This window comes from Pantoea sp. XY16 (genome assembly GCF_025153065.1).
GTDB classification, from domain to species: Bacteria; Pseudomonadota; Gammaproteobacteria; order Enterobacterales; family Enterobacteriaceae; genus Pantoea; species Pantoea alfalfae.
This window is the reverse complement of sequence record NZ_JANZNP010000021.1, coordinates 1-14,474: the sequence shown is the minus strand read 5'-3', so window position 1 is coordinate 14,474 and position 14,474 is coordinate 1. Positions and strand designations below refer to the sequence as shown.

General features: G+C 50.7%; 26 protein-coding genes and 1 pseudogene. 1 reads left to right on the top strand and 26 read right to left on the bottom strand.

All coding sequences use genetic code 11. The features are described 5' to 3' along the window. Positions 1–12: 12 nt before the first annotated feature. From secY to rpsJ, 23 genes are all read right to left on the bottom strand, one after another. Entirely contained in the window at positions 13–1,344 is a 1,332-nt protein-coding gene (gene secY / locus N1689_RS21780; protein ID WP_003850175.1) for a preprotein translocase subunit SecY, read from the bottom strand. 7 nt (positions 1,345–1,351) lie between these two features. Then, complete coding sequence (rplO, locus tag N1689_RS21775; RefSeq protein ID WP_003850168.1) at positions 1,352–1,786, bottom strand: 50S ribosomal protein L15; 435 nt, start codon at positions 1,784–1,786, stop codon at positions 1,352–1,354. A 3-nt stretch (positions 1,787–1,789) separates the two neighbouring features. After that, entirely contained in the window at positions 1,790–1,969 is a 180-nt protein-coding gene (gene rpmD, locus N1689_RS21770) for a 50S ribosomal protein L30 (RefSeq protein WP_003850166.1), read from the bottom strand. A gap of 5 nt (positions 1,970–1,974) precedes the next feature. Next, positions 1,975–2,475 carry a 30S ribosomal protein S5 gene (gene rpsE / locus N1689_RS21765; RefSeq protein WP_003850164.1) on the bottom strand — a complete coding sequence of 167 codons (501 nt, stop codon included), beginning with the start codon at positions 2,473–2,475 and terminating at the stop codon, positions 1,975–1,977. A 14-nt stretch (positions 2,476–2,489) separates the two neighbouring features. Then, the gene (rplR, locus tag N1689_RS21760) at positions 2,490–2,843 is read right to left on the bottom strand and encodes a 50S ribosomal protein L18 (RefSeq protein WP_003850163.1); all 354 of its coding nucleotides are present in this window, start codon (positions 2,841–2,843) and stop codon (positions 2,490–2,492) included. A gap of 9 nt (positions 2,844–2,852) precedes the next feature. Then, complete coding sequence (rplF, locus tag N1689_RS21755; protein ID WP_013359237.1) at positions 2,853–3,386, bottom strand: 50S ribosomal protein L6; 534 nt, start codon at positions 3,384–3,386, stop codon at positions 2,853–2,855. Positions 3,387–3,399: 13 nt separating this feature from the next. Next, a complete protein-coding gene (rpsH, locus tag N1689_RS21750) occupies positions 3,400–3,792 on the bottom strand; it encodes a 30S ribosomal protein S8 (RefSeq protein WP_003850158.1) in 393 nt (130 codons plus the stop codon). Between the two features lie 32 nt (positions 3,793–3,824). Beyond that, positions 3,825–4,130: a 30S ribosomal protein S14 gene (gene rpsN, locus N1689_RS21745; RefSeq protein ID WP_008927132.1), complete on the bottom strand. Its 306-nt coding sequence runs from the start codon at positions 4,128–4,130 to the stop codon at positions 3,825–3,827. Between the two features lie 14 nt (positions 4,131–4,144). Continuing rightward, positions 4,145–4,684 (bottom strand): 50S ribosomal protein L5, encoded by a 540-nt coding sequence (gene rplE, locus N1689_RS21740; RefSeq protein WP_003850155.1) that lies wholly within the window; start codon positions 4,682–4,684, stop codon positions 4,145–4,147. Between the two features lie 14 nt (positions 4,685–4,698). Further along, on the bottom strand, positions 4,699–5,013 hold the full coding sequence (gene rplX / locus N1689_RS21735; protein WP_003850150.1) for a 50S ribosomal protein L24: 315 nt from the start codon (positions 5,011–5,013) through the stop codon (positions 4,699–4,701). A gap of 10 nt (positions 5,014–5,023) precedes the next feature. Beyond that, positions 5,024–5,395, bottom strand: coding sequence for a 50S ribosomal protein L14 (gene rplN / locus N1689_RS21730; RefSeq protein WP_006120590.1), 372 nt, complete (start codon positions 5,393–5,395; stop codon positions 5,024–5,026). Positions 5,396–5,643: 248 nt separating this feature from the next. Then, a complete protein-coding gene (locus tag N1689_RS21725) occupies positions 5,644–6,996 on the bottom strand; it encodes an 8-oxoguanine deaminase (protein WP_253420216.1) in 1,353 nt (450 codons plus the stop codon). Positions 6,997–7,354: 358 nt separating this feature from the next. Further along, complete coding sequence (gene rpsQ, locus N1689_RS21720; RefSeq protein ID WP_003850147.1) at positions 7,355–7,609, bottom strand: 30S ribosomal protein S17; 255 nt, start codon at positions 7,607–7,609, stop codon at positions 7,355–7,357. Beyond that, positions 7,609–7,800: a 50S ribosomal protein L29 gene (gene rpmC / locus N1689_RS21715; RefSeq protein WP_003850146.1), complete on the bottom strand. Its 192-nt coding sequence runs from the start codon at positions 7,798–7,800 to the stop codon at positions 7,609–7,611. Before rpmC ends, rpsQ begins: the two co-directional genes overlap by 1 nt. Then, positions 7,800–8,210 (bottom strand): 50S ribosomal protein L16, encoded by a 411-nt coding sequence (gene rplP / locus N1689_RS21710; RefSeq protein ID WP_008927134.1) that lies wholly within the window; start codon positions 8,208–8,210, stop codon positions 7,800–7,802. Before rplP ends, rpmC begins: the two co-directional genes overlap by 1 nt. Before the next feature lie 12 nt (positions 8,211–8,222). Further along, positions 8,223–8,921, bottom strand: coding sequence for a 30S ribosomal protein S3 (gene rpsC / locus N1689_RS21705; protein WP_008927135.1), 699 nt, complete (start codon positions 8,919–8,921; stop codon positions 8,223–8,225). Positions 8,922–8,938: 17 nt separating this feature from the next. Further along, positions 8,939–9,271 carry a 50S ribosomal protein L22 gene (gene rplV / locus N1689_RS21700; protein ID WP_008927136.1) on the bottom strand — a complete coding sequence of 111 codons (333 nt, stop codon included), beginning with the start codon at positions 9,269–9,271 and terminating at the stop codon, positions 8,939–8,941. 13 nt (positions 9,272–9,284) lie between these two features. Next, positions 9,285–9,563, bottom strand: a complete 279-nt coding sequence (gene rpsS, locus N1689_RS21695; protein WP_001138115.1) for a 30S ribosomal protein S19 — start codon at positions 9,561–9,563, stop codon at positions 9,285–9,287. Positions 9,564–9,579: 16 nt separating this feature from the next. Further along, positions 9,580–10,401, bottom strand: coding sequence for a 50S ribosomal protein L2 (rplB, locus tag N1689_RS21690; RefSeq protein ID WP_008927137.1), 822 nt, complete (start codon positions 10,399–10,401; stop codon positions 9,580–9,582). A gap of 17 nt (positions 10,402–10,418) precedes the next feature. Continuing rightward, positions 10,419–10,721 (bottom strand): 50S ribosomal protein L23, encoded by a 303-nt coding sequence (gene rplW / locus N1689_RS21685; RefSeq protein WP_003850708.1) that lies wholly within the window; start codon positions 10,719–10,721, stop codon positions 10,419–10,421. Next, a complete protein-coding gene (gene rplD / locus N1689_RS21680; protein ID WP_003850711.1) occupies positions 10,718–11,323 on the bottom strand; it encodes a 50S ribosomal protein L4 in 606 nt (201 codons plus the stop codon). The genes rplW and rplD overlap by 4 nt, the downstream gene beginning before the upstream one ends. A gap of 10 nt (positions 11,324–11,333) precedes the next feature. Continuing rightward, a complete protein-coding gene (rplC, locus tag N1689_RS21675; protein WP_003850712.1) occupies positions 11,334–11,963 on the bottom strand; it encodes a 50S ribosomal protein L3 in 630 nt (209 codons plus the stop codon). A 32-nt stretch (positions 11,964–11,995) separates the two neighbouring features. Then, positions 11,996–12,307, bottom strand: coding sequence for a 30S ribosomal protein S10 (rpsJ, locus tag N1689_RS21670; RefSeq protein ID WP_001181005.1), 312 nt, complete (start codon positions 12,305–12,307; stop codon positions 11,996–11,998). A 393-nt stretch (positions 12,308–12,700) separates the two neighbouring features. On the opposite strand from rpsJ, the gene N1689_RS21665 reads away from it, so the two are divergent. After that, a complete protein-coding gene (locus tag N1689_RS21665) occupies positions 12,701–13,468 on the top strand; it encodes an A24 family peptidase (RefSeq protein WP_222924924.1) in 768 nt (255 codons plus the stop codon). On the opposite strand, the gene bfr is transcribed toward N1689_RS21665, so the two are convergent. The 3 genes and pseudogenes from bfr to N1689_RS21650 all read right to left on the bottom strand — a co-directional run. Then, positions 13,455–13,928 (bottom strand): bacterioferritin, encoded by a 474-nt coding sequence (gene bfr, locus N1689_RS21660; RefSeq protein ID WP_013359241.1) that lies wholly within the window; start codon positions 13,926–13,928, stop codon positions 13,455–13,457. The genes N1689_RS21665 and bfr overlap by 14 nt on opposite strands. Before the next feature lie 100 nt (positions 13,929–14,028). Continuing rightward, positions 14,029–14,223, bottom strand: coding sequence for a bacterioferritin-associated ferredoxin (gene bfd / locus N1689_RS21655; protein WP_033784140.1), 195 nt, complete (start codon positions 14,221–14,223; stop codon positions 14,029–14,031). Between the two features lie 170 nt (positions 14,224–14,393). After that, a pseudogene (locus N1689_RS21650) lies at positions 14,394–14,474 on the bottom strand (elongation factor Tu); the annotation flags it as partial.

Here is a 14,474-nt window from a genome sequence, read left to right as displayed (position 1 = left end):
CAACCAACTGAATTAACGGCCGTAGCCTTTCAGGTTAGCTTTCTTCAGTGCCGACTCATACTGACTAGACATCATCAGAGTTTGCACTTGAGCCATAAAGTCCATGATGACGACAACTACGATGAGCAGTGAAGTACCGCCAAAGTAGAAGGGAACCTTCATCGCATCACGCATGAACTCCGGGATAAGGCAGATAAAAGTAATATACAGCGCGCCGATTAAGGTCAGTCGCGTCATCACTTTATCAATATACTTCGCCGTTTGCTCTCCCGGACGAATTCCCGGTACGAATGCACCAGACTTCTTCAGGTTATCTGCTGTTTCACGTGGGTTGAAAACCAACGCCGTATAGAAGAAACAGAAGAAGATGATTGCAGTCGCATAGAGTAGCACATAAAGCGGCTGTCCTGGCTGCAAATACAGCGAAATTGTTGTCAGCCAGTTCCAACCGGTACCGCCCCCAAACCACGATGCAATCGTTGCCGGGAACAGAATAATGCTGGAAGCAAAGATGGCTGGAATAACACCCGCCATATTCACTTTCAACGGTAAATGTGTGCTCTGTGCAGCGTAAACGCGACGACCCTGCTGACGTTTTGCGTAGTTCACCACAATGCGGCGCTGACCACGTTCAACGAAGATAACAAAGAAGGTCACTGCGAATACGAGTACTGCAACCAACAGCAACAGAAGGAAGTGCAGGTCGCCTTGCCGCGCTTGCTCGATGGTATGGCCAATGGCCGGCGGAAGACCCGCAACAATACCTGCGAAGATAATGATCGAAATACCGTTACCGATACCACGCTCAGTAATCTGTTCGCCCAGCCACATCAGGAACATTGTTCCTGAGACCAGACTCACAACAGCGGTAAAGTAGAAAGCAAAGCCTGGATTCATGACCAGGCCTTGCATCCCTGGCATATTCGGCAGACCGGTAGCAATACCGATCGACTGAAATATGGCCAATACCAACGTACCGTATCGGGTGTACTGGCTAATCTTGCGACGGCCAGCCTCACCTTCTTTCTTAATTTCCGCTAACGCCGGATGAACCACCGTTAATAACTGGATGATAATCGATGCCGAAATATACGGCATGATACCCAGTGCGAAAATAGAAGCACGGCTGAGAGCACCACCAGAGAACATGTTAAACATTTCAATGATGGTGCCACGCTGTTGCTCAAGCAGTTTGGCAAGTACAGTGGCATCAATACCAGGGATTGGAATAAAAGAGCCAATACGGAAGACAATGAGTGCGCCGATTACAAACAGCAGTCTGCGTTTCAGCTCACCAAAGCCACCTTTGGCACTTTGAAAATCTAATCCCGGTTGTTTAGCCATCTGCTACTTATTCCTCGATTTTACCGCCAGCAGCTTCGATTGCAGCACGAGCACCTTTGGTGACACGCAGGCCGCGAACCGTTACCGGTGTAGATACTTCACCAGACAGAATTACTTTAACGAATTCAATCTGAACACCGACAATGTTGGCTGCTTTCAGCGCGTTCAGGTCGACGATACCGCCTTCAACTTTCGCCAGATCAGACAGACGAATCTCTGTGGTGATCATTGCTTTGCGAGAGGTGAAACCGAACTTCGGCAGACGACGGTACAGAGGCATCTGACCACCTTCGAAACCGCGACGTACGCCACCGCCAGAACGTGAGTTCTGACCTTTGTGACCACGACCACCGGTTTTTCCGAGGCCAGAACCGATACCACGACCCAGACGCTTGGTAGCGTGCTTAGACCCTTCGGCCGGAGACAGAGTATTTAAACGCATCTCTTACTCCTCCACTTTAACCATATAGGAAACCGCGTTAACCATACCGCGTACTGCAGGCGTGTCTTCACGCTCAACGGTGTGGCCAATACGACGCAGACCCAGGCCAACCAGAGTGGCTTTATGCTTAGGCAAGCGGCCGATTGAACTACGGGTTTGAGTGATTTTAATAGTCTTAGCCATCGTGATTACCCCAGAATTTCTTCAACGGATTTACCACGCTTAGCAGCGACCATTTCCGGAGATTTCATATTGCCCAGGCCGTCGATAGTTGCACGAACCACGTTAATCGGGTTAGTAGAACCATAGGCTTTTGCCAGTACGTTATGAACTCCAGCGACTTCCAGAACGGCGCGCATTGCACCACCGGCGATGATACCGGTACCTTCTGAAGCCGGCTGCATGAACACGCGGGAACCCGTGTGTGCACCTTTAACAGGGTGCTGCAGGGTGCCGTTGGTCAGCGCGACGTTAACCATGTTGCGACGGGCTTTCTCCATCGCTTTCTGGATCGCTGCTGGAACTTCACGCGCTTTACCGTAACCAAAACCTACGCGACCATTACCATCGCCTACCACAGTCAGTGCTGTGAAGGAGAAGATACGACCACCTTTAACAGTTTTAGAAACACGGTTTACCGCGATCAGTTTTTCCTGCAGTTCGCCAGCTTGTTTCTCGATGTGTGCCATCTTAGACCTCTACCTTAGAACTGAAGGCCAGCTTCACGGGCAGCATCTGCCAGTGCCTGGACGCGACCATGATATTGGAAACCGGAACGGTCGAAAGAAACACCAGTGATGCCTTTTTCGATTGCGCGTTCTGCGATAGCTTTACCTACTGCAGCTGCGGCTTCTTTATTACCGGTATACTTCAGTTGTTCAGTGATAGCTTTTTCTACAGTAGAAGCAGCGACCAGAACTTCGGAACCATTCGGGGCGATTACCTGTGCGTAAATATGACGCGGGGTACGATGTACCACCAGGCGAGTAGCACCCAGCTCTTTGAGCTTGCGACGTGCACGGGTCGCACGACGGATACGAGCAGATTTCTTATCCATAGTGTTACCTTACTTCTTCTTAGCCTCTTTGGTACGCACGACTTCGTCGGCGTAACGGACACCCTTGCCTTTATAAGGCTCAGGACGACGGTAGGCGCGCAGGTCCGCAGCAACCTGACCAATCAGCTGTTTATCAGCGCCTTTCAGCACGATCTCAGTCTGAGTTGGACATTCTGCAGTGATACCCGCGGGCAGCTGGTGATCGACTGGATGAGAAAAGCCCAGAGACAGGTTTACCACGTCGCCTTTAACGGCTGCACGATAACCTACACCAACCAGCTGCAGCTTCTTAGTGAAGCCTTCGGTAACACCGATAACCATTGCGTTCAGCAGCGCGCGAGAAGTACCCGCCTGCGCCCAGCCGTCAACGAAACCTTCGCGCGGAGCGAAAGTCAGAGCGTTGTCAGCATGCTTAACTTCAACAGCATCATTGATAGTACGAGTCAGCTCGCCGTTTTTACCTTTAATCGAAATTACCTGACCGTCGAGTTTTACCTCTACGCCGGCAGGAACAACGACAGGTGCTTTAGCAACACGAGACATATGTATCCTCCGATTACGCTACGTAGCAGATAATTTCGCCACCAAGACCTGCCTGGCGCGCTGCACGATCAGTCATGACACCTTTAGATGTAGAAACTACAGCGATGCCCATACCAGCCATTACCTTTGGCAGCTCATCTTTTTTCTTATAGATGCGCAGGCCAGGACGGCTTACTCGCTGAATGCTTTCTACAACAGCTTTGCCCTGGAAATACTTGAGAGTAAGTTCCAGTTCCAGCTTGATGTCGCCTTCGATTTTGAAATCTTCAATATATCCTTCTTCCTTCAGAACGTTGGCAATTGCCAATTTCAGCTTGGAGGAAGGCATGGTGACCGCAACTTTGTTCGCGGCCTGACCGTTACGGATACGGGTCAGCATATCCGCGATCGGATCTTGCATGCTCATCTGTGTTACTCCCGTGATTCAATTGGTGACAATTACCAGCTAGCCTTTTTCAGACCCGGAATTTCACCGCGCATGGCGGCTTCGCGGACCTTGATACGGCTCAACCCAAACTTCCGCAGGAAACCGTGCGGACGACCTGTTTGACGGCAGCGGTTACGCTGACGTGAAGGGCTGGAATCACGCGGCAGACTCTGCAGCTTCAGAACAGCATCCCAACGGTCTTCGTCGGAAGCGTTCACATCAGAGATGATCGCTTTCAGTTCAGCGCGTTTAGCGAAGAATTTGTCTGCTAATTTTGCACGCTTAACTTCGCGCGCTTTCATAGATTGCTTAGCCATTAAGTAACCCTACCTTACTTACGGAACGGGAAGTCAAAGGCAGCCAGCAGAGCACGGCCTTCATCATCAGATTTCGCAGTAGTGGTAATGGTGATATCCAAACCACGAACGCGATCGACTTTGTCGTAGTCGATTTCTGGGAAGATGATCTGCTCACGTACACCCATGCTGTAGTTGCCACGACCATCGAATGACTTAGCGGACAAGCCACGGAAGTCACGGATACGTGGAACTGCAATGGTGACCAGACGCTCAAAGAACTCCCACATGCGCTCGCCACGCAGAGTTACTTTACAGCCGATCGGATAGCCCTGACGGATTTTGAAGCCTGCAACTGATTTGCGTGCTTTGGTGACCAGCGGTTTTTGACCGGAGATTGCTGCCAGGTCTGCTGCTGCATTATCCAGCAGTTTCTTGTCAGCGATCGCTTCACCAACACCCATGTTCAGGGTGATCTTCTCGACCCGAGGGACTTGCATGACAGAATTGTAGCCAAACTCTGTCATGAGTTTCTGGACTACTTCGTCTTTGTAGTAATCATGCAGTTTCGCCATCGTACTACTCCAAATTACTTGATAGTTTCGCTGTTAGACTTGAAGAAACGGACTTTTTTGCCGTCTTCGAATCTAAAGCCTACACGGTCAGCCTTACCAGTTGCCGCGTTGAACAGTGCAACGTTAGAAACCTGAATAGCAGCTTCTTTTTCAACGATGCCACCTGGTTGGTTCAGAGCCGGAACCGGCTTCTGATGTTTCTTAACCAGGTTGATACCTTCAACGATGACCTTACCAGAAGACAGGACATTCTTAACTTTACCGCGCTTACCTTTATCTTTACCGGTTAACACGATAACTTCGTCGTTACGACGGATTTTAGCTGCCATTGTTCGCTCCTTAGAGTACTTCTGGTGCCAGAGAGATAATTTTCATGAACTTTTCAGTACGAAGTTCACGAGTTACCGGCCCAAAAATACGCGTACCGATAGGCTGCTCACTGTTATTGTTCAGAATAACGCATGCATTACCATCGAAGCGAATGACAGAACCGTCCGGGCGACGAACACCCTTCCTGGTGCGCACCACTACCGCCTTCAGGACATCACCTTTTTTGACTTTACCACGAGGAATTGCTTCCTTGATGGTAACTTTGATGATGTCACCGACGCCTGCGTAGCGACGGTGCGAGCCACCCAGAACCTTGATACACATTACGCGACGTGCACCGGAGTTGTCGGCGACGTTCAGCATAGTCTGTTCTTGGATCATTTTAGTGCTCCGCTAATGTCAACTACTACTTCGGGACCTAAACCTCAGGTCGTTAGAAAGCCCCATAATTGAGGGCGCGGCATTGTAACACCGGTTCTCACAGATGGGTAGAAAAAATAAACGGCTCTCAATCGAGCCGCTGATTTTCCCTGATGACAGGGAGGGCGTATTCTAGGGAATAGTGCGAACAGTAGCAAATGTAATCTGCCTTATTTTTCGTCGCCTCCCTAATAAAGTGCCCTTATGACTCAACTAACCAGTTTTCTGGCCAGTTGGTTATGCTGATGCAGCACGGCTGGCAGTTCAATTCCGGCCAGTTGTCCGTTTCGCACCCTGACTTTTCCGTTGATGATGCTGTAAGCGACCTGCCCCGGATTACAGAACACCAGGGCGGCGACAGGATCGTGCCCCGCCCCGGCAAGACCAATGCGATTCAAATCAAAGATGGCCAGATCAGCCATCATGCCCGGCGCAATGGCGCCCACGTCATCGCGATTCAGCACTTTTGCTCCACCCAGCGTCGCCAGCTCCAGAGCCTGACGAGCCGTCATCGCATCCGGGCCGAAACCCACGCGTTGTAACAGCATTGCCTGACGTACCTCCGCTATCATGTCTGAGCTGTCATTGGAGGCTGACCCATCTACGCCCATACCGACATGGACACCGGCATCGCACATGTGGCGTATTGGTGCAATGCCCGAACCGAGCCGCATGTTTGAACAGGGACAGTGTGCGACGCCGGTTCCGGTGCGTGCAAAGAGCTCCATACCATACTGATCCAGTTTAACGCAGTGTGCATGCCAGACATCCGGCCCTACCCAGCCGAGGTCTTCAACGTACTGTGCTGGCGTCATGTGGAACTTTTCGCGGCTATATCGGATATCGTTGTCGTTCTCCGCCAGATGAGTATGCATCGAGACGTTGAAGCTGCGTGCCAGTGCAGCGGATTGTTTCATCAGTTCACGACTGACTGAGAACGGTGAACATGGGGCCACCACGATGCGTAACATCGAGCCGTGGCTGTCATCGTGATAGCGTTCAATCACACGCTGCGTATCCTTGAGGATGGCGGCTTCATTCTCAACCAGCGAATCGGGCGGCAGGCCTCCGAGGGATTTGCCCACACTCATGCTGCCCCGGCTGGCATGGAAACGCATGCCCATCAGTGCTGCAGCCTCAATGCTGTCGTCAAGCTTACAGCCGTTAGGGTAGACATAGAGATGGTCACTGGTGGTGGTGCAACCGGAGAGCATTAACTCAGCCATCGAAATCTGCGTTGAGATATGAATCATCTCAGGCGTCAGGTTCTGCCACAGTGGGTAGAGGTGGGTCAACCAGTTGAACAGTTCGCCGTTTTGTACCGCAGGAATAGCCCGGGTCAGGCTCTGATACATGTGATGATGCGTATTGATCAGCCCGGGGATAACAATGTGTCCCTGAAGGTCAATCATTTCATCCGCGCTATCAGGTAACGATCCTGCTTCCCCGACCGCAACGATTTGGTTCCCTTTAATCAGAATACTGGCGTTACGTATTTCCCGACGCTCGGCATCCATGCAGACCACGCATTCAGCGTTCTTTAGTAATAACGTTCGTTCCATGCTATTGCCTGTGGGTTGTGGGTGTGTACTACCCGATAATAGCGGCAGGCTTTTGGCAGAGCTAATAGCTGGTAACGCAGCTAACAGTGGTAATTTTAACAGTGACCGGCGTAAGCGATCATGATTCTCCATTTCCACGGCACATTTCCTTGTACAGTTATGATAACTCCGGCCTCAACAGACTGGAGCTTTCAGGTCACATCGCCTGAAGAGTCGCAGCTTAATCATCGCCATTCCCTAAATTTGTGAGCGCCATCAAATCTGCTCTGCCGCAGGCACAAATGGATCAAGTCAGAATAAAAGGTAAAAAAAAACCCCCTGCCGAAGCAGAGGGTTTCCTCAGAAAAAACAATTCTTATTACAGAACCGCTTTCTCGATTACGCGAACCAGGGTCCAGGATTTAGTCTTGGACAGTGGACGGCATTCGCGGATTTCTACCACGTCACCAATTCCACATTCATTGTTCTCGTCATGGATGTGCAGCTTGGTCGTACGTTTGATGAATTTGCCGTAGATCGGGTGTTTCACGAAACGTTCGATAGCGACAACTGCAGATTTCTGCATTTTGTCACTTACTACACGACCCTGCAGAGTACGGATTTTATCGGTCATTACGAACCCGCCTTCTCAGTCAGTAAAGTCTTAACGCGTGCAACATCACGGCGAACCTGTTTCAGCAGATGAGTCTGCTGCAGTTGGCCAGATGCTGCCTGCATGCGCAGGTTAAATTGCTCACGCAGCAGATTAAGCAGCTCAGTGTTCAGCTCTTCAACGCTTTTTTCACGCAGCTCAGTTGCTTTCATTACATCACCGTCTTAGTTACAAAGGTGGTTTTGATAGGCAGTTTTGCTGCTGCCAGCTTGAATGCTTCACGGGCCAGCTCTTCTGGTACGCCGTCCATTTCATACAGGACTTTACCAGGCTGGATCAGGGCAACCCAATACTCTACGTTACCCTTACCTTTACCCATACGCACTTCCAGCGGCTTCTCGGTGATCGGTTTGTCCGGGAATACTCGGATCCAGATCTTACCTTGACGCTTAACTGCACGGGTCATAGCACGACGTGCTGCTTCGATCTGACGAGCAGTCAGACGACCACGGCCAACAGCTTTCAGACCGAAAGTACCGAAGCTGACATCCGTACCCGCAGCCAGACCGCGGTTACGGCCTTTGTGCACCTTACGGAATTTCGTACGCTTTGGTTGTAACATCAGCGACTCTCCTTACTTACGGCCTTTACGCTGCTGCTTTTTAGGTTGAGCAGCCGGTTCCGGTTGTTCAACAGCAGCCATACCACCCAGGATCTCACCTTTGAAGATCCATACCTTAACGCCGATTACACCATAAGTGGTGTGCGCTTCAGAGGTGTTGTAGTCAATGTCAGCACGCAGTGTGTGCAATGGCACGCGACCTTCACGATACCATTCGGTACGTGCGATCTCAGCGCCACCCAGACGGCCGCTAACTTCAACTTTAATACCCTTCGCGCCAAGACGCATGGCGTTCTGAACTGCACGCTTCATAGCACGACGGAACATCACACGACGCTCCAGCTGTGAAGTAATGCTGTCAGCTACCAGTTTCGCGTCCAGTTCCGGCTTGCGGACTTCGGCGATATTGATCTGTGCAGGAACGCCAGCGATTTTCGCGACGACCGTGCGCAGTTTTTCTACATCTTCGCCTTTCTTACCGATAACGATGCCCGGACGAGCGGTGTGAATAGTCACACGGATGCTCTTCGCTGGACGCTCGATAACGATACGAGAGACAGATGCTTTAGCCAGTTCTTTAGTCAGGAACTGACGTACTTTAAAATCGCTGTCCAGGTTGTCAGCGAATTCGTTGGTGTTCGCAAACCAGGTAGAGTTCCATGGTTTTACAATACCCAGGCGAATACCATTAGGATGTACTTTCTGACCCATTGCTAGTCTCCAGAGTCTCAGCGATCGGACACAACCACAGTAATGTGGCTGGTGCGCTTCAGGATGCGATCTGCACGACCTTTGGCACGCGGCATAATGCGTTTCATGGTCGGACCTTCATCAACGAAAATTTTCGTGATTTTCAGATCGTCGATATCAGCGCCATCGTTGTGTTCGGCGTTAGCAATGGCAGATTCCAGAACTTTTTTGACCAGTACAGCCGCTTTCTTATTGGTGTAGGTCAAAATGTCCAGTGCCTGCGACACTTTCTTACCGCGAATCAGGTCAGCAACAAGGCGAACCTTCTGAGCAGAAGAACGAGCGTGGCGATGTTGAGCTAAAGTTTCCATCTCTTCCTCCTACTTATTTCTTCTTGGCTTTTTTATCAGCCGCGTGACCGCGATAAGTACGTGTCGGCGCGAATTCACCCAGTTTGTGACCAACCATTTCGTCGGAAACAAAGACAGGAACGTGCTGACGACCATTATGGACAGCGATGGTCAAACCGATCATGTTAGGAAAGATCGTTGAACGACGGGACCAAGTGCGCAAAGGCTTCTTGTCACCGCTTTCCACCGCTTTCTCTACCTTCTTCAGCAAGTGCAGGTCAATAAAAGGACCTTTCTTGAGAGAACGTGGCATGGCTTATCCTCTAATATTATTTGCTACGGCGACGTACGATAAATTTATCAGTACGCTTGTTGCTACGGGTCTTCTTACCTTTGGTCTGAACGCCCCACGGAGTTACCGGGTGCTTACCAAAGTTACGACCTTCACCACCACCGTGCGGGTGATCAACTGGGTTCATCGCGGTACCACGAACGGTCGGACGAACACCACGCCAACGGGCTGCACCAGCTTTACCCAGAACGCGCAGCATATGCTCAGCGTTGCCGACTTCGCCCAGTGTTGCGCGGCAGTCAGACTCGACTTTACGCATTTCACCTGAACGCAGACGCAGGGTAACGTAAGAACCTTCACGCGCAACGATCTGCACGTAAGCACCAGCTGAGCGAGCAATCTGACCGCCTTTGCCTGGTTTCATTTCTACGTTATGCACGGTTGAACCCACCGGGATGTTACGCATCGGCAGAGTGTTACCTGCTTTGATCGCAGCATCAACGCCAGATTGGATCTGGTCGCCGGCTTTCAGGCCTTTAGGGGCCAGGATGTAACGGCGCTCGCCGTCTTTGTACAGAACCAGTGCGATGTTCGCAGAGCGGTTCGGATCGTACTCAAGACGTTCAACAACTGCCGGGATACCATCTTTGTTGCGTTTGAAGTCAACAATACGGTAAGCCTGCTTGTGACCACCACCGATATGACGGGTAGTGATACGACCATTGTTGTTACGGCCACCGGATTTGCTGTTTTTTTCTACCAGCGGGGCAAATGGTTTGCCCTTGTGCAGCTCCGCGTTTACCACTTTAACTACATGGCGACGACCCGGAGATGTCGGTTTACATTTAACAACTGCCATTGTCTTTCTCCTCCGACTTACTCAGCGCCGCCAGCGAAGTCCAGATTCTGGCCTTCTTTCAGGGTGACGTAAGCTTTTTTCCAGTCGCTACGACGACCGATACGCTGTCCTTGACGCTTAACTTTGCCCTTAACTACCAGGGTGTTTACGTCTTTAACTTCTACTTCGAACAGTTTCTCAACAGCAGCAACAATCTCTGCTTTGGTCGCGTCATTAGCAACTTTGAGAACGATGGTATTGGTTTTTTCCATCGCGCTAGATGCTTTTTCAGATACGTGCGGCGCGCGCAGTACTTTCAGCAGACGTTCTTCACGGATCATGCCAGCATCTCCTCAACTTGCTTAACTGCATCAGCAGTCATAACGACTTTGTCGAAGGCGATCAGGCTAACTGGATCGATACCGGATGCATCACGCACGTCAACCTTGTACAGGTTACGCGCAGCCAGGAACAGATTCTCATCCAGTTCACCGGTGATGATCAGCACGTCTTCCAGAGCCATGTCTTTCAGTTTCTGTACCAGCAGCTTGGTTTTCGGTGCTTCTACAGCAAATGATTCGACAACGATCAGACGATCTTGACGTACCAGTTCGGACAGGATGCTTTTCAGCGCGCCGCGGTACATCTTTTTGTTAACTTTTTGACTGTGGTCCTGCGGCTTCGCAGCAAAGGTCACGCCACCTGAACGCCAGATTGGGCTCTTTACAGAACCTGCACGCGCACGGCCGGTGCCTTTTTGACGCCATGGCTTTTTGCCTGAACCGGTTACTTCGGCGCGAGTTTTCTGCGCACGAGTACCCTGGCGGGCGCCAGATGCGTAAGCAACAACAACCTGGTGAACCAGCGCTTCGTTGAAATCACGACCGAAGGTAGTTTCGGAAACAGTCAGCGCGCTCTGCGCGTCTTTCAATACTAATTCCATTGCTATCCCCTTACGCCTTCACAGCTGGTTTAACGATCAGGTCGCTACCGGTAGCACCGGGAACTGCACCTTTAACCAGCAGCAGGTTGCGCTCAGCGTCAACACGTACTACGTCCAGACTCTGAACGGTTACGCGCTCATTACCCAGCTGACCTGCCATTTTCTTGCCTTTGAACACTTTGCCCGGAGTCTGGTTCTGACCGATAGAACCCGGAACGCGGTGAGACAAGGAGTTACCGTGAGTAGCGTCCTGGGTACGGAAGTTCCAGCGCTTAACGGTACCGGCGAAACCTTTACCTTTAGAGGTACCGGTTACGTCAACTTTCTTAACTTCAGCGAAAATCTCAACGCTGATGCTCTGACCTACAGAATACTCTTCACCTTCAGCGGTGCGGAATTCCCACAGGCCACGGCCAGCTTCAACGCCAGCTTTAGCAAAATGACCAGCTTCAGGTTTGGTCACACGGTTTGCTTTTTTAGCACCGGTGGTAACCTGAATTGCCTGGTAACCGTCGTTTTCCAGGCCTTTGACCTGAGTAACGCGGTTCGCTTCAACTTCGATTACGGTGACGGGGATAGAAACGCCATCTTCAGTGAAGATGCGGGTCATGCCCACTTTTTTACCGACTAAACCAATCATTGTTTCAACCTCTCAATCGCTCGATGACCTGATTAACCCAGGCTGATCTGCACGTCAACACCGGCAGCCAGATCCAGACGCATCAGAGCATCAACCGTTTTTTCAGTTGGCTCAACGATGTCTACCAGACGCTTGTGAGTGCGGATTTCGTACTGATCACGCGCATCTTTGTTAACGTGCGGAGAGATCAGAACAGTAAAACGCTCTTTGCGGGTTGGCAGCGGGATTGGACCACGAACCTGCGCACCAGTGCGCTTGGCGGTCTCAACGATTTCCGCGGTTGATTGATCGATCAGACGATGATCAAACGCTTTAAGACGGATACGGATTCTTTGGTTCTGCATGAGACCAGAGCTCCAAACTTTTTATAGACGAAAAAAATTACTACTCGAACCCATTACGATTGATGGGAGAGTGTAATCGTTCAGCATATAACTCCCCAATTGGGAGTATTGTCAGGCGGCCTATATTTCAGCCGTCTGCGATTCTGCTCGAATCGCGCCTGCAATATCTGCAGGCCCGCGCATTATACGTAAATCTGTTCAGGAAGCAACCCGTGTTGCGGTTTTCCCTGTTAAATAGTGGCCGGTTCTTGCGGCACGCGTCGCGTCGCAGTGCTGCAGAGCGGTTAAGTCACAAATTTTTTTGTGAGCACTTTTCCGCCGTTATTTATCCATAGGTGACACAGAATGAGAAGCCGATGAAAGTGCTTTTAACTTCTCATCCGGAGCAACATCATGTCACTGATTACTCAATTCGTAGCACTTGCTGGCGGAGGCGCACTGGGAAGCTTTCTTTCGCTGGCCTGGGTACGCTTCTCACCCGCCCTCTCACCCGCTCAGTGGTTTATCGCACTCTGCTTTCCCGGTTCACGGTGTGATTGTTGTCAGCAACGCCTGCTATGGCGTGATGCGCTGCCACTGATTAGCTGGCCACGGTTAAGAGGTTGGTGCCGCTTCTGTCATCATCCGTTCGGTGCGGAAAGCTTTATCAGTGAATGGCTAGTTGCAATGCTTTGCCTGCTGGTACTGAATAGTTTTGACAGGGCTGCAGACGCTACTTTTGTTATCACTGCCTCCAGCCTGCTGCTACTGATAGCGGTTATTGACCGTCAGCATTTCTGTATACCTGACCCGCTCAGCTATCTGCTGCTCTGGCTGGGGTTACTACATGCAGCCATCTTTGGGACAGAGAGTGCGGCGATATGGGGTGCCTTGTCGGGCTACTGTACATTGTGGCTGCTCGCCTGGAGTTATCGGCAGGTTCGGGGGCATGAAGGATTAGGTTATGGTGATATGAAGCTTTTCGCGGCATTGGGCGCATGCTGTGGATGGCAGGCGCTACCCTGGATTGCACTGGGTGCCACTTTTCTGGCGCTGACGGCAATCGTGATGCTGAAACTACGCGGTTTAATTCAGGTGAACAGCCCGCTGCCGTTTGGCCCTTTCCTGGCCATTGCGGGCTGGGTAATGATCGTGTTGCAGACCCGATTCACTCTTCTTTGATTTGAGCCTGCAGATAGTTCTGGATACCCATCTTCTGGATTAGCTCAAGTTCCGTTTCAATCCAGTCGATGTGATGCTCTTCATCAGCCAGGATTTCAATCATCATGTCACGACTGACATAGTCATGTACCTTGTCAGCATAGGAAATGGCCTCACGCAGATCTTTAGCGCCTTCCAGCTCCAGATTCAGGTCTGAACTTAGCATCTCCTCAACGTCTTCGCCGATACGCAGACGTCCCAGATCCTGAAGATTTGGAATTCCCTCAAGAAAGAGAATGCGTTCAATGTACTTGTCCGCATGCTTCATCTCGTCGATCGATTCGTGGTACTCCACATCGTTGAGGCGCGTTAGCCCCCAGTTTTTAAACATGCGTGCATGCAGAAAATACTGATTGATGGCAACCAGTTCATTTCCCAGCAGTTTATTGAGATGACTGATAACTTTGATATCGCCCTTCATTGTTAACCCTCCGCGTCTGATTTATTAGAGCGTAGATGTGGTTAAAAAGAAGTCAAAAAAACGCGACAGATATTGTGGGTATTCACACATCCAGGGTCAGTCAGGCTATCTCTTTATAGAGCGGGGCATGCTGCATCTCTTCATCCATAATCTCGCGCGCAGCACGAACGCATTTGCCACACTGTTTGCCTACCGGTACAAACTGGCGCAGTTGCTGAATAGATTTGGGCTGATAGCGACGCACAACTTCACGAAGGGTTTTATCACTGATGGCATTACACAGGCAGACGTACATTGATTCATCACTCGGGTACATTTTCTGTACACAGTGTAAATGCGAATCGTTTTTATTTCAAACCCACGCTTTACAGGGTTATGTCGATTTCTGAGCAAAAAAAAGAGCACCGAAGTGCTCTTTTTACTGTGTTGCAGTGGCCGTTTGCACGACCACAGCAGATATCACAATTAAGCGATAACTTTAGCAACAACACCCGCGCCAACGGTACGGCCACCTTCGCGGATTGCGAAGCGCAGACCTTCGTCCAT